The 16,173-nt window shown below is 50.6% G+C and carries 7 protein-coding genes; 1 reads left to right on the forward strand and 6 read right to left on the reverse strand.

Features of this window, described 5'->3' with window-relative positions; translation table 11 throughout:
* Nucleotides 1–102: 102 nt before the first annotated feature.
* Entirely contained in the window at nt 103–561 is a 459-nt protein-coding gene (locus tag HXW94_RS02060) for a transposase (protein ID WP_178365234.1), read from the forward strand.
* 40 nt (nt 562–601) lie between these two features.
* Here the strand turns inward: HXW94_RS02060 and HXW94_RS02065 are convergent, their stop codons facing one another.
* From HXW94_RS02065 to HXW94_RS02090, 6 genes are all read right to left on the reverse strand, one after another.
* Nucleotides 602–985, reverse strand: coding sequence for a hypothetical protein (locus HXW94_RS02065; protein WP_178365235.1), 384 nt, complete (start codon nt 983–985; stop codon nt 602–604).
* 36 nt (nt 986–1,021) lie between these two features.
* On the reverse strand, nt 1,022–1,405 hold the full coding sequence (locus tag HXW94_RS02070) for a YtxH domain-containing protein (RefSeq protein WP_178365236.1): 384 nt from the start codon (nt 1,403–1,405) through the stop codon (nt 1,022–1,024).
* Between the two features lie 68 nt (nt 1,406–1,473).
* Nucleotides 1,474–10,110: a glycoside hydrolase family 94 protein gene (locus tag HXW94_RS02075; RefSeq protein WP_246293695.1), complete on the reverse strand. Its 8,637-nt coding sequence runs from the start codon at nt 10,108–10,110 to the stop codon at nt 1,474–1,476.
* 1,227 nt (nt 10,111–11,337) lie between these two features.
* The gene (locus HXW94_RS02080; RefSeq protein WP_178365237.1) at nt 11,338–13,068 is read right to left on the reverse strand and encodes a YcaO-like family protein; all 1,731 of its coding nucleotides are present in this window, start codon (nt 13,066–13,068) and stop codon (nt 11,338–11,340) included.
* A 317-nt stretch (nt 13,069–13,385) separates the two neighbouring features.
* The gene (gene mutY / locus HXW94_RS02085) at nt 13,386–14,444 is read right to left on the reverse strand and encodes an A/G-specific adenine glycosylase (RefSeq protein ID WP_343054538.1); all 1,059 of its coding nucleotides are present in this window, start codon (nt 14,442–14,444) and stop codon (nt 13,386–13,388) included.
* A complete protein-coding gene (locus HXW94_RS02090; protein ID WP_178365238.1) occupies nt 14,444–15,985 on the reverse strand; it encodes a leucyl aminopeptidase in 1,542 nt (513 codons plus the stop codon). The genes mutY and HXW94_RS02090 overlap by 1 nt, the downstream gene beginning before the upstream one ends.
* Nucleotides 15,986–16,173 lie beyond the last annotated feature (188 nt).

Here is a 16,173-nt window from a genome sequence, read left to right on the forward strand (position 1 = left end):
TCTTCACTTTTATCAAGGTCAAATAATTGGCAGCATAATTGGCACATAATTGGGGTCAGAGTAAAATTAAACGTTGAATTCACTCAAGAATGATGCTAAGCAATGATCCATGGATCGGATGCCAATCATGCAGCTTTTGCCGAATGGTTGAAAGAATATTCACAAAAATACCATGTTGATGTGCATGCATGGGTGATGATGACCAACCATGTTCATTTACTGTGCATGCCCCGCAAAGAAAATGGTATCAGTCAAATCCTAAGGATTATCGCTGGTCGAGCTATCGGATCAATGCACTGGGAAATGTTTCTGATTTATGTACCCCCCCACCCTGAATATTTGAACCTTGGAGGGGATTCAGACAAACGCCGGGAAAACTATCGTGAACTGTTCAAGCATCATTTCAGCGACACTGTATTAGAACAAATCCGCAAGGCAACCAACAAGGGCATGATTGTCGGCAATGATCGATTCCGTGAAGAAATCGAAGCCTTAACCGGCCGGCGGGTTAAGGTAAAGAAAAGAGGACGGCCGGTTGGGTGGCGGAAGCCAAAGTTTTAATTTTACTCTGACCCCAATTACTCCACAAGTCAAAATCCAATTATTTTTTACCCGATAAAAAAAGATTTACAATCGCCTTTACAATTTCGCCCATTGAATTGGTGTACTGCGTTAAGCGATTGACCGTTTCATTAATCGTGACAACGGCATCTACTGTTTCCATGGATATCATTTTAATTGACTCTCCAGCCTCGTTGACACTTGTCTTTAAGCTGTTGCTGATTATTACGGAATTTTTTGAAATCTCATTGATGTTTGGAATAATCTGATTGATATGATCTTTATTCTTTTGAACTATTTGTTTGATTTCCCTAAGCAGTGCATTTATATTTTTTAACGTCACCAGAATGTATCCGCCCACCATTAAAATCAAAACAAAGACAATAAAATGCCCCAGGGCACTCAACGTAATAGATGTTTGCATGCAAGCTTTCCTTTTTTACTGTAAAATAATTATTTTTTAGATTTGCTTGTCCTCCTTTTCCTTCAAAGACTCTTTTGCAGCATCAACTCCTTGTGCACCGGCTTCATGCAGTTTTGATCCTGTTTCTTTAGCTGAGTCAGCAATCTTTGTTTTTACCGCATCCATATTCTTTTTCACGCTCTTTGCGACCTTACCGGTTTCCTCCACAATCTGCTGCCGGGTTTCCTTACCGGTTTTTGGAGCGAACAAAATGCCGGCTGCAACCCCTATAAAGGTTCCAATACCTGCACCTATCGCTATGTTTTTTGTCCTGGTACGCCGGACGGCATTTTCCTGTGACTGTTTTATCTGGCTTGCCTTTTTTACCAATTCATTTAAAATCATTGCAGTTCCCCCGATTTTGATAAGATTATTCCACATATTTTTCTCCTTTTTTATTTTGGTCGAAATGCGATATAATAACAAAACTTATAGTTTTAATGCTTTGTTCACACCAGCACCTCCACCGCATGTTCCCGGCCATCATCAACAAGTACAAGCGCCTGACCTTCCTGAACATGGCCATCGGTTGTTATCCTGGTTTGTTGTCTTTCCTCAGTCCGGCTCTGTTTAACGGTTATGTGATAGATAGCTTTACCCGAGCGGTAATGCACTTTGACACCATCCCATTCAGGCGGAAGACAGGGTGCGAAAACCAGCCTGTTATTCTCCAGTGTAAGGCCAATCAAGGACTCTACAATAAGCCGGTACATCCATGCAGCCGATCCCGTGTACCATGTCCACCCGCCTTGACCCGTGTGGGGCGGCACGGCATAGACATCCGCTGCCACAACATAGGGCTCGGCTTTGTACCGCAGAGTTGCCGTGGCGGAACTCCCGTGGTTCACGGGGTTTATTAAAGAAAGAAGTTCCCAGGCACGACGACTGTCTCCGAGTTTTGCAAAGGCCATGGCTGTCCAGACGGCTCCATGGGTGTACTGTCCACCGTTTTCCCTCACTCCGGGAACATAACCCTTTATATAACCCGGGTTAACTTTCGATTTGTCAAACGGCGGATCCAGAAGCTGGATAAGGGAATCATCCCGGCGAACCAGATGTCTGTCCACCGCTTCCATTGCCATCTTTGAACGTTCACTGTCCCCCGCACCCGAAAGAACGGACCAGCTTTGGGCGATGGCGTCGATCCTGCATTCCTGTGATTTTGACGATCCCAGGGGGGTACCATCATCAAAATAAGCCCTGAGGTACCACTTTCCATCCCAACCATGGTTTTTGATATTCCGGCGTAATCGGTCAGCCTCAAGACCGCATTGACGATGGAAATCCATCTCATCCATGAGGCGGGCGACAGTGGAAAACCGTGAGAGCACCTCGTACATAAAGAACGCTAGCCACACGCTCTCACCTTTGCCGTCTTTTCCCACCATGTTCATTCCGTCATTCCAGTCACCAGAGCCGATAAGGGGAAGCCCGTGTACGCCGAACTTGAGGCCTTTTCGAATTGCCAGGACACAATGATCATACAGGCTTGCCGTTTCTTCGGATCGGCCGGCAAGATCATAGTAGGATTCTTCATCTGGATTGACCGGACGGCCTGTTATGAAATGAACCTTTTCACTGAGTACCCCTGTATCGCCGGTACTTTGAACATAACGGCTTACTGCCAGGGGGAGCCATAGAAAATCATCTGAACACAGGGTACGAACGCCCCTGCCTGTTGGCGGATGCCACCAGTGCTGGACATCACCCTCGGGAAACTGGCGGCCGGCACACAGGAGCAAATGTTCGCGCACGAGACGCGGTTCAGCATGAACAAGACTCATGCTATCCTGTAACTGGTCGCGAAAACCGAAAGCCCCGCCGGACTGATAAAAACCGCTTCGACCCCAGAGGCGGCTGGCCAGTACCTGGTAAATCAGCCAGCCATTTGCAAGGAAATTGACGGATGGGTCTGGTGTTTCTATCTGGATAGTCCCCAGGGTGTGCTGCCAGTAAGCCCAGACCCCTTCCAGGGCCTTGTTTGCCGCAGCTGAATAATGGAAACGGTGCGCAAGTTTTGCTGCATGATCCCGGTCCTTACCAGCCCCAAGGGTGAAAACGATTTCCCGTTCCTCTCCGTTTTCAAGATCAAAGACCACCTGAATAGCTCCGCAGGGATCAAGTCCGGCCCCTGTCCTGCCGGAGAGGTGTGAGCGCATCATGGCAGCAGGGTTGTTGAGGGCAGCGTTACGGCCCAGGAATTCAATCCGGTCTCCAGTCAGTGTTCTGGTGGCGTGATCCACATTAAAAAAGGCAGCACGAGTGCCAAATTCTGAGCTGTAAGGGTTGCGGGCAAGCATGGCACCACTTTCAGGGTCGGTCTCTGTAATAACATGCATCCCTGTTTTGTGGCGCAGATCCCCCAGCACCCACTCGACATAACCGCTCACGGAAAGCCGTCGTGACCGGCCTGAAAGGTTCCTCACCTTCAGGACGGTAAACTTGACAGGTTCTTTCATATCCACATACACCCATACCTCTGAACCAATGCCTCGCTCCGTGTGTTCAAATACTGTGTAGCCGAACCCATGGCGGGTGACGTAGGGTGTTTTACCCTTGACAGGGTGGGGCATGGGTGACCAGAAATGGCCCCGTTCCTCGTCACGAAGGTAAAAGGCTTCTCCTGAAGGGTCGCTGACCGGATCATTGTGCCAGGGTGTAAGACGGTATTCATGGGCATTTTCGCTCCAGGTGTAAACAGGTCCATTTTCCGAAATAATGGAACCGAATCCAGGATTGGCCAGGACATTGGCCCATGGCGCAGGCGTCACCTGCTCTTGTCCGGTTGAAATGATATACTCACGGCCGTCCGGGGTAAATCCTCCAGTTCCGTTAAAGAACATCAGATCCTTACGGGGGGCGGGCGGCACCGTGGCCGGGAGGGGGCGGTGGGTCCGGGTCGGTACCAGAGCCGGGATGACAGGACCTGAGGGGCTGCGGCGATTGATCTGTTCTGCAAGGGTTCCCCGGCTGTCGCTGATTATGGCCCTGGCTACAGCCTGGAACAGGATGCGGTCTTCATCGGATATCTGGTCTATGTTTCTCACAAAGATACCGGCAGGTCGATCTGTCAGGTTGACCTCGCCACCGGCGGCAATAAGTCCCATAATCTGGTCGTACAGGGTCTGCCGGTAGGTGGCATGGTTTTCATTCCAGATCACAAGGTCAACGGCCAGCCCCTTGAGGCGCCAGTAGGCGTGGGCCTGGATGAGCTGGTTCACAAGGGTGATATTTGCCAGGTCTTCAATGCAGAGGAGCACGATGGGCAGATCGCCTGAAATGCTGTACCCCCAGAGAGCGGACTGGCCCCGGAAATTTTTAAAAAGAAGACTGGACGGAGCACGAAGGGATGAATTGCTAAAGAGAATCGAACCGGCAAGTTTCTGGTACAATATTGCGTCGGCTTCAGTGGCATTGATCTGCCGCAGGAACATCTGGCCATGGGTCGATGCCAGTTCAAAAACACGATCGGCAAGATACCAGTCCCTGTATCGGTCCACAAGCTCCACACATTGGGCACGGGTTTCACCTGCGCCGGTAACGACATTGATGGTCACCGTTTTTTCCGGATCAAGGGTTATTCGACATCGGATGGCCACGATGGGATCAAGGACAGCGCCTTCACTGCCGGAAAGGGGAGACAGGCTCTCCATTGCCCGGGGGTTTTTAAGGGTATTGCCCCTGTCGATAAACTGCTGCCGATCCGTCTCGTAGGAGAATTCTTCTTTTGTATTACCGTGTAGCGACATTGCATGGAACATCCACGGCGTGAGTTCATCATCGGATCTGGGACGGCGGGTTGCAAGGATCGCACCCTGGTCTCGGAGGATTTCGGTCTGAACAAAAAGTTTGCTGAATGCAGGGTGCTGCATATCATCGTTGGGAGGAGCAAGGACAATTTCCGCATAGGTGGTCACTTCGATGGTTTTGGGGGTTATAGAATGATTGTTGATGGTGATCCGGCGCAGTTCAATATCATCCTCGGGTGAAACAGCGATCTCCGTGTGGGTCTCTAAATCCCCGTCCCGGCGCCGGAACTCGGCCCGGCCTTCGGAGAATATGGCCTCGTATTCTTTGGCTTCCTTATGCACCGGCTGAAACGCCGTTGACCAGAACACGCCGCTGGATATATCACGAATATAGAAAAAGGTTCCCCAGTTATCACAGGTTCCATCTTCACGCCAGCGTGTCAAAGCCAGGTTATTCCAACGGCTGTAACCGCCGCCTGCGTTGGTGACCATGACATGATATCTCCCGTTGGACAAGAGCTGTACCTCCGGAGCTGGGGTATCGGGGGTTGTGTAAACACGTATCGGTTTTTCCTCCAGGGAATACGGTGTCTTATAGCTCACAGTGAGTCCTGGGGATTTTGAAAAAACTGTGGCCCTGGGCAGCCGCTCGTGGAGCAGCAGCATGGTTGCCTGGAACATGGGGTCTGACTCAAACCGTTTCTGCATGGGGCCCGATAAAAGCAGCTTAGCCAGGGAAAGAAAACTCATTCCCTGATGGTGGGCCATGAACGAATGGACCACGGCATGGGACTGACCCCGTGGCAGACGGATCGGGGTATAGTCAATGGCTTCATAAAAACCGTACCTGCCTTGAAAGCCCTGGGAAGTTAATTCTTCAAGGTTGCGGCAGGCCTCCTCGGGAGCCACCATGAGCGCCAGTGCCGAGGCGTAGGGTGCAACGACCATATCTTCCTCAAGTCCTCGCTTGAGACCAAGGCCAGGCACGCCAAAGGCTTTGTACTGGTAGTTGAATTGACTGTCAACCATGTTATAGCCCGATTCTGAAATCCCCCAGGGAACACCGTTTTTCCCCCCATACCTAATCTGGCCTGCCACAGCTGTCCTGCAGGTCTGGTCAAGGAGGGTCTGTTCGTAGGTCGGCATCACCAGAAGAGGCATGAGATATTCAAACATGGAGCCGCTCCAGGAAATGAGAACCGGCTTTCCAGAAGCCACGGTGAGAAGACGTCCCAATGAGAACCAGCTCTCCTGGGGAATCTGACCCTGGGCAATGGCAACAAAGCTGGTCAGCCTGGCTTCCGATGCCAAAAGGTCATAGTAACTCCTGTCCAGCCGACCTTCACTGACATTGTAACCAATGGACAAAAGGCGGCGCGTCCTGTCGTACAGGAACCCATGCTCCATGGCATTGGCAAGTTCCCCGACGTGGCGTGCCAGGTTCTCAAGAGCGATGATCCTTTCCCTGGCGTGAAGGCTTGCTGCAATGACGAGCCTGCTAAGCTCGTCAAGCTGATGTTTGCTTTCGGCTGTCACGCATGCCTTTCGCTCTTTGGCGATTTCAGGCAGCAGATTTATATCAAACCTGGCCAACTGGCGCAGACTGGGTATGGTTTCAAGATCGGGAAATCTGTCAGGGGATTGCTTCAGGATCATTGATTGAACCCATGGAGAAAACAGTGTCATTTCATCCATGGCGGCCTCACACTGTCTGGACAGGGCGTGTGTCCACCATAAAATTTCCGTGTCAGGAGAAGCTTCAGTGCGGCTGACCATCTCCTTTGAAGAGGCTGCGAGGCGATCAAGGTGACGCCATACGTCCCTTGGCGATTCGTCCATGGGTGATGATTTCAGAGCCGTCATATCCGGTGTGAATTCTACCAGTTCCCTGGATAAAAGGTCGGACAGCAGGGGGCCCGCAACATCCGCCAGAACCATGGCGGTGTCAGACAGGCCGCCAAACAATCGTTTTCCCAAAAACTTCTCATCGGGGAGCGCAAGCAGTCCTGCCCGCAGGGTCAGGAGGCTCGCAGCAAGATTTCCGCTGTCCACAGACGAAATATACATGGGCAGCAGGGGTTTAAGGGACTGGGTGTCGTACCAGTTGTAGAAATGGCCTCGGTAGCGATCAAGTTTATCCAGAGTCCCCAGGGTTCTTTCCGTGCGGGTCATGAACTCCCGGACAGAGATGTAGCCAAAGTCACAGGCTGATAAATCCGAGAGGAGAGAAAGCCCTATGTTGGTGGGTGACGTACGGTGGGCCACAACATCCAGGGGGGCTTCCTGGTAATTATCCGGAGGCAGCCAGTGATCCTCGGGGCCCACAAAGGTTTCAAAAAAAGTCCAGGTACGCCGGGACAGTTTTCTCAAAAAAAGGATCTGATTCTCACTCAACCCGGTCTTGGGAGGACTCAGGGGACAACTTATCCTCCAGGCAATAAACGGAGCAGCAAACCAGAGGATCAGGACCGGCATTGCAACTGGCAGGACCGTCGGGCGTGCAAAAACAAGATAGCCTGCTGCGGCTGTGGCCATGACTGGTGAAGCCCACATGCTCCGGAGGGTGGCACCAAGGCCGGAGCCGTTCTTATGACCTGTCATATCCTGGCAATTCCATTCAAGAAGTCCCTTGCCTGAAATAAGCATGAGCCACAGGGTGCGCAGGATGGCAGTAGTGCTGAACCAGGCTTCATGGGGCAGGCAGATGAATACAAACATGGCCTGTGAAAGGCTTTCCATAAAGGAGTTACCTGAGCCGGACAGGTGCTGTCGCATCCGCACATCGCCGGGTTTCCTGAAAAGGCTTATAAGGGCGGTGACCAGGGAAGGAATTACGGCAATACCCATGACTGCCGTCGTAGAGATCCAGGGAGACGGCAGCATGGTCCAGCCGAGCAGGAGGAGGAGAATTAATGCCAAAGGCACAAGGCTGCGCCGAAGGTTATCCAAAATCTTCCAGCGGGACAGGATGGAAATCGGATTTTTTTGAAAACGAACATTGACCCCTGGTACACCGGGAAAGAGCCATCTGAGCAGTTGCCAGTCTCCTCGGATCCAGCGACGGCGGCGGCTCACATCCGTAATGTAGCCCGATGGATATGCCTCGTAAAGCTGTACATCGCTGATGAGTCCGGATCGTGCGTAACACCCTTCAATAAGATCATGGCTCAGGATCAGGTTTTCCGGAAAACGATCTTTAAGAACAAGCTCAAAGGCCTTGACGTCATAAATACCCTTGCCGATGAACGAACCTTCTCCGAACAGATCCTGGTAGACATCGGATACGACACGGGTGTAGGGGTCAACTCCGGCGTCATTTCCCCACATGCGGGCATACCGTGACAGGTTCGTCCCCGGCAGGCTGATGGCCACCCGGGGCTGAAGAATACCGTATCCAGATACAATACGGCCTTTGATCGGATCATAAACCGGACGGTTAAGGGGATGTGCCATTGCTCCTGCCAGCTGCTGCACCGAATCCCGGGGCAGCTCTGTGTCCGTGTCCAGGGTAACGACATAGGTTACTTTTTCCAATGCCTTGATATCCCCGACAATGAGAGAAAAGCCTTTCCCGGAGCCGCCCTGGATAAGTTGATTAAGTTCCCCGAGCTTTCCTCGTTTCCTTTCATAACCCATCCAGATCTTCTCCCGTTCATTCCATAGGCGGGGGCGGTGAAACAGGAAAAAAGGTGCCTGGTTCTTCTTGTATTTGATGTTCAACGCTTCTATTTCCTGCCTGACCTTGTACAGCAGTGAATCGTCCGTGACAAGCGTCTCCCCAGAGGCATCCTCAAAATCGCTAAGCAGACCGAATCGCAGATTGACATCCTGGTTAGCCAGGAACCGGACTTCCAGGGCTTCCATGAGCTTTTTGATGTTGCCAGGGCTCCTAAGCAGTGTGGGGACCACAACCAGGGTTGAAGATTCAGGGGGAATTCCTTTGGAATAATCCATACGTGGCAGAAGATGCGGTTTGGTAAACCATGTGGAAATCAGATTTACCAGGGCAATGGAAAGCTGACTTACACAGACAAGGACAAGACCGGATGTAATCCATATCAAGAGGCCGTGCTTACCCTGGGGATGAAGTGCTGCCACTATACCTAAGGAAATAATTGCTGTAATGATAAAAATTGTTCCAAGATATAAGGATAATGAAAAACGGCGACCAGCCTTTCCCAGTCTGTCAACAATATTTTTGCTGACCCCTGCACGTTCCTGGAGCTGGGTAAGACCCTTGTCCAGAAGAAAAAAACCCACGTGGGCTACCCGGCTGTCTTCCTGTTGTCCAACTGCGTTTTCCCGGGCCAGTTCGATGGCTTTCCGGGCCACTTCTTTTTCGGAAAGCCCGCTTTTTTTTGCCAGATCCTCAACTGTGTGACGGTATCGATCCCGTGTGGCAAAATCCATTAAGCCATAGATTCCGGCAGGGTCCCCCTGCAGGGTTTGTTCAACAACGCTCATGGATTCCACAAATTGATTCCAGTCTGCTGCGCCAAGGAAGCGGAGACTGCCCAGACTGTTGCTTATGGAAAGCTGATCAGCCGCCTGCTTCTGATTTTCCAAATGAAGCAACTGTGCAATGGTCAGACTCGACTCCGAAAGCTTCTGCTCGATCCAGCTAAAAAGCAATGTACGGGTAGCGTCCTGACCCTGAAGGCGGCGGGCCACCTCCGCTACAAAGGCGCCGACCAGGGGCGGATTTGACCGGGCCATTTCGGCAACAGTGAGAATAAGGTTTCCGGGGTTCTTTTCCGCTGTCTCTGTAATCTTGTCCGCCCAGTAAACGGCTTGATTCCGGGCAATTGAATCAGCGACAATACGGATTCCTACCCTCCTGAGGTTTTCAATCAGGGCCAGGCGCAGCATGATGGGAATCGCCCACAGTTCACCCAGCTGCAGCAAGGCAATCGACTGGTAGGCGGTTACAAAATTGCCAAGGCTCTTTATATCCACCCGGCCATCGCCATGGGAAATGGTCTCAAGGGCAATGTCATACACCCGGGGAAGTCCTGTTGAAGGAGTCGTTCCAAGTAAGGGAAGATCCTTGGCATATCCTTTGGGCAAAAGCTGCTTTGCCGCCTGAATCTGCTCCTGGATAAGATAAAAGTTGTCGAGCAGCCATTCCCCTGCCGGAACAATCCCCTTGTTCTCCTTGACATCCTTAATCAAATGGTTGTGGACCTCAAGAAGAGCGCTCTCGTTATTGGCAAGTCTTGCAAGCAAACGTTCCGGAAAATGCTTTTGGGTCAATGTGTGCAAACCCGCCAGAGTTTTACCGTGTTCTTTCATCTGGGAAGAACTGAACAGCTCAGACCGCAGGGGTGTTTCGTCCATATGACCCTTGGATGGGGTTAAAATTATGGACCGTCTCCCTATCCTGTGGGACAGCTTCATAAAAATGGATTTGATGTTCTGTAGCATAACTGGCAATTTCCCACTCCTTTTTGTGTGAAAAAACACAAGTGTCGCTGTAGTGATAGGCAAACAGTAACCGGAAACAGGTCGTATTTTTCCGCCACACATTTTTTGCCGGATAGTTATCTCTACGTTGTTACCTTAGGTCTTCTAAGTAACTAAAACGGTATCCTACTGTTTTTGTTACTTAGAAGTCTGGTGCCGCCTTGGGCGGCTGGGACGCTATCTAATTGAATTTATTACAAATAACATTTTAAGCTATTTTATATATTTCCAATAATATCAATGTGTTATGATCTAATGTAACAAAGTAGAGTTATAGTGCCGGCCATATGACTTGATACCGAAAAGAAACCTTAACTTATTGTAAAGATATGACAAAAAGCTCAAAATTAGTATCAAGTGATATGACCGGCATGGATGGTACCGGCTGCCAGGATGAAAATAGATAGGCTGACTGCTGCCAACCAAGCATGCTTCATACATTAGGACCGCAGATGAAATAAATTGGGCAAAAACAGCTTTAGTCACCCAAGCCCCTCCATGGAAATATTTTTTTATATATGAAAGTCACAATAACTTACTAGATTACACCCATAAATCGTCGACTTTAATCAAACTGTCATTTACGGATTGGGTATGTGATTCAGATGAGCTCTAAGCGAATATCGAAAAGTGAGTTCCGGAAATCTTTATCTGAGCGCAACAGTTGAGTCAGTTCTATAAAGTCATTTTTAGAATACGAAATAAGCTTTGTCAATAAAAAAACGAAGAGTCTATATATTTGCCATAAGGGAGCGTTATAAATCCTGTCTGATACAATCCGACAGGTATTTGCTTGACGTTTACAGGTATATTGAACTTAACCCTGTCCGAGCCGGGATTGTTTCAAATCCTGAGGACTATCGCTGGTCGAGCTATCGGAGCAATGCACTGGAAAATGTTTCTGATTTATGTACCCCCCACCCTGAATATTTGAACCTTGGAGCGGATTCAGACAAACGCCGGGAAAACTATCGTGAGCTGAACTGCTGGTTATGCTTTATTCAGATAGGACTTTCACCCATTGGGTAACAATAGCAAAATTTCCTGGCTTTACTTCCTCCTTCTTTCCCAATGCTTCGGGCTTACTAGACGCAACGATGATCAAGTTTTTGTTAATTTCTTAATATTATCCCGTGCAAACTCAATGGTTGGGTCTATGCTTAAAGCCATTTCATAAAATTTAATCGCAAGCACCGGTTCTTTAAGTTCCCGGTAACAGGACCCCATATTGGCATAATTGATGGCCTGGCTTGGGTCCACATCCAGGGCTTTTTCAAAATAGCTAATCGCGGTCTTGAAATCCTTTTTCATAAAACAGCAGGCCCCGGCGGTGTTCAAAATATCCGGGCGCTGGGGATCGGCATCAAGACCGGTTTGACATGTTTCAAGGGCCGGGTCCAACAGCCCTGAATCTTTCTGGGCCGCTGCCATGTGGGAACAGATATCAGGCAGGTTGCGCCTGGCAGGACCGCGGTCAAGGGCGGCCTGGAACTGTGCGATGGCATCTTCTCCCGCTTCCAGGCTGTTGAGCATCAATCCTTTGTAAAAACTGGTGTAGTATTTCCCCGGGATGAGCGCTTCCAGGTCATCCAGCTGGTCAATGGCCAATATGGGATGGGTATTTTCCGTAATCAGCCGGGCGGCAAACATGCCCACACTGGCCTCATCGGCCCGCTCCCTGAAATGGGCCCCCGGCATGATGGTGTAAAAGGCCGGGATATCAAGGCCGGGATGGGTGGTGCAAATGGAGAGCAGATGAAACCCTTTATCCCCCAGAATCCGGATCAGGCTTTCCACTTCCAGCTTCATGTTGTCGGAAGACAGGTCCGGCAAATCAGCGGCATCCACCATGGTTTCAGGGTGGGTGATATACCTGGCCGCGTCTATATCCGTAAATTTGGGCAGACCGGATGCCGCGTAATTGGACCCGGTGTTAAAATCCCCGGCAAGCTGGGCCACTTCGGTCAGGGCCCGGCCCATGGCCTTTTCCGGGGACGGGGCCGTGCCGGCGGTCCATACGATCTCGCTTGTATCCGGAAACGTAGACGGGTCCCAGGCCAGCACCGCAATGGTGGGAATGCCCGTGTCAAGGGAGAAATCACTTGCATGGACCCTGATGCCCTGGGATTCATACTTGGCAAGAAGTTCCCGGATAAGGGGATCTTTAAATGAGTCCGGACGGATGCCGGGCACCTTTAATCGTTCCCGGGAGACCCGGGAGCTGACATGGCGCTCCACAAGCTCGCAAATGCCCTGGATCAAGGCTTCTTCCGTGCAGTTGCCCGCACTGGGTCCGTTAAATTCGTTGATCATATAAAACCAGTTAAAGGGGATATTCACCTCTTTTTTATGGGTCAGATCATACCCCTTGGTCCATTGCAGGGACAACGAATCAAATATGGGTTTAACTTTTAGTGCCTCAGCCTCATCGTCATGGACAGACTGGGTGATCAGGGCATAATCCAGGGCTTTTTCCCCAACCTGTCCAGGCGTGGCATGGATAAAGTTTTTTTCATCTTCGGCAAAGGAAAAAAAGCTGAACCGCTCCACCAGTTCCATGACCGCACTGGCCTCGGACTGTTCCGGGGTTCCGCCCTTACCCATCTGTTTATTGGTGCCGGTCACCCGCCGTGCATCCGCACCACACTCACTGTAAAACACCGGGATATCCAGGCGGCCGTTGTCGATGCGCCGGGTCCGGCTTAAAATGTCAAGGTCCAGGGCCGCTGCCTTTTCCCGGAACCGCCGGACAGTGTCGGCAGGAGAGATGATCTTATCCTGGTCAAAGGTATAATTTTTCGGGGCGTCCTGGAGTATTATTTTATAACCCATGGGGTTCAAAACCTTTCTACTTATAGTGGTTTGCAAATGAATTGATAAATATCTAAAATTTTCATGTTATAATAAAAAATTGGGGGCTTTTATCTGATTTCGCCTTTTCTTTAACTTGCCATACCTCGATTTACCATTGCTAATCCTATCCTAAAACACCAGCAGTTACTTAGGCATCAGAATCAGTGACCCGAATCCAGCACAACTAGCTGCTTTCCCTATGACTTAGGGACTTGCTTATAGATTATGATACATGCATCCTCCAATTTTTTTGACAACCTTCTATTATACCACATAAATTTTATAAGTTTATCAATTCATTTGCAAACCACTATAGTAATTAATTCCATAAATTTAAGATTGGCCCGGGGAAAAGGATACTGGTAAAGCTGATCTACATGGACCCATTTATGGTCAATGGGACCATTGAGAGTCACCCGGCCGGAAATATAATCACAGAAGAACACATCCATTTCAATTTTAAAATGGGTGTACGCATGAAACACCCGGGTTAAAAATTGCAGATTACCGGTTTTAATGCCGGTTTCTTCCCGGATCTCACGGATGCAGGCCTGTTCAGGGGACTCTTTGGGTTCCACCTTGCCACCGGGAAATTCCCATAATCCGCCCAACAGCCCGTCAAGTTTTCTTCTGGTGATCAGCACTTTTCCGTTTTTCCTGACAATGCCTGCGGCAATATGAACCGTGGGCACCTTTTTTTTCGCCATACGCCGGGGAAAAAGATCGGTGACCTGTTTTTCACGGGCGCAACACGCCTCGGCCAGGGGGCATGCGGCGCAGTCCGGACGTTTCGGGGTACAAACCAGGGCCCCAAGCTCCATAAGAGCCTGGTTGTATGTGCCCGGGTCCTTTTCATACAAAAACGTTTCGGCAATGGCCTTATATGCTTTATGGGCAGCGCTGTGATTCACAGGCGTTTCAACGCACAAAAGCCGTGACAGGACACGCTTGACATTGCCGTCCACCACGGCATGGGGCTTTGCCGCGGCAATGGAGAGTACCGCCGAAGCAATATAGTCCCCCACCCCTGGAAGATTTTTAAACCCCTTGTAATCATCCGGAATGATACCACCCAGATTACGGACCACAATACGGGCAGCCTTGTGGAAATTTCTGGCCCTGGCATAATACCCAAGGCCCTCCCAGGCCTTAAGCACGGTTTCAAGGTCTGCGGCGGCAAGGTCTTCAAGATCAGGCCAGGTTTCCATGAACTTGAGATAGTAGGGGATCACGGTTTTAACCTGGGTCTGCTGGAGCATCACCTCGGAGACCCATACCGGGTACAAAGCGGTATCCCTGCGCCAGGGAAGTTGCCGGCAATTGTCCCGGTACCAGCCCATTAAGACGGTCTGCACTATTTTACGTTGCCTTTTTTCCAGTTTCGCACCAGATTAATGAATGTTCTGGTGGCCGTTCCCGAAGGCCCCTTGGGGATATACGCTTTTTCGGTAAAATCCCAGGCCGTACCTGCAATATCCAGATGGGCCCAGGGGGTTTTACCCACAAATTTTAACAGATACGCGGCCGCGGTGATGGTGCCGGCCGGTTTTCCCCCGGTGTTTTTGATATCCGCCACCTTGGATTCGATCTGTTTTTCATAATGTTTATTCAGGGGCAGGCGCCAGACAGGCTCTCCGGCAAGATTCCCGGCAGTCTCAACCGCCTTGACCAAGGCGTCATTGTTGGACACAAGCCCGGTATAGTGATGGCCAAGGCCCATGATGACCGCGCCCGTCAGGGTGGCCGTGTCAAGCACGCAGGTGGGTTTGAAATATTCAATGCCCCAGGCCAGGGCGTCAGCCAGGATCAGGCGGCCTTCGGCATCGGTGTTGATCACTTCACTTGTCACCCCGTTGTAATGGCGGATAATGTCGCCGGGATGAATCGCCTTGGACCCGGACATATTATCCGTGGCAGGAACGATGGCCACAACCCCCACATCCGGCTTCTCCAGTGCCACGGCCTGCATGGCGCACATCACCGCCGCACCGCCGCACATATCATATTTCATATCCGCCATACCCGCGGACGGCTTGATGCTGATGCCCCCGGAATCAAAGGTCAGCCCCTTGCCCACCAGGAGGATGGTTTCGGATCTCTCTTCCGGCAAATATTCCAGGATCACCATGCGTGCCGGGACATCGGAACCCTGGTTGACGGCAAGAATCCCCCCCATGCCCATCTGTTCCATCTCCTTTTTTTCCAGACACCGGTAGCCCAGCCCCGTGTCTGCGGCAAGCTGTTCGGCATATGCCGCAAAATCGGCAGAGGTCCAGTGATTGCCCGGCTCATTGGCCATATCCCGTGCCGTACAGGCGGCAAAGGCTGAGTTCTTTGCCTTTTCAACCCCCTGGCGTATGCTTTCAAGATTATCGCTGCATACAAATTTTATTGCATCAAGCCCCAGGTAATCGGTTTTCTTCTTGGTGCTTTCTTTATATTTTTCAAACCGGTAATCGCCAAGGATGACCCCTTCGGCCAGAGCCCCCGCAGACACGTCCGGATCAGCCAGGGCCGGGGAGAGGTGCTTTGGGGGTGGCAGGCAGATAACCACATCCTTAGCCTTGACCGATGCACACACCTTGGCAACCTGTCCGCCGGCCTCCCGCAGCATATCCAGGGCGGCCCCTTTATCCTTTTCCTTATTCACAGGGCCTGTGCCCAACACCAGAATCCGGGCGGCAGAAATGTTTGACGGGTCCGGCGGGTAAAACAATATCTGTTCTGCAGCCTTGCCGGAAAAATCATTCAGCTCAAACGCCTTTTCAACCTGGGGCTTTACAGCGGCATCGCATGCAGGCATTTTATCCTTTTTCTCCACGGCAAAATAAACCAGCAGGTCGGTTTTAATTGTTTCGGCAGCTTTGGTGGTGGTGGTGATATGGTCTTTTTTCATGGGGGTACCTTTTACAAGAAACTAGAGACAAGATACAAGAGGGTGAAGCGCATGCGGCGCGTATTTTAGCTTGCATTGTTGGTGTCTTTAGTTTCATTATTTGTTATGGGTTAAACCTAGGTGTTGATAGACCCGGCCAACCCATGGCTGTTAAAAGTTAAAAACCTTTAAGCTTTACCATAAAACCC

The sequence above is a fragment of the Desulfobacter latus genome, assembly GCF_013389365.1.
Lineage (GTDB): Bacteria > Desulfobacterota > Desulfobacteria > Desulfobacterales > Desulfobacteraceae > Desulfobacter > Desulfobacter latus.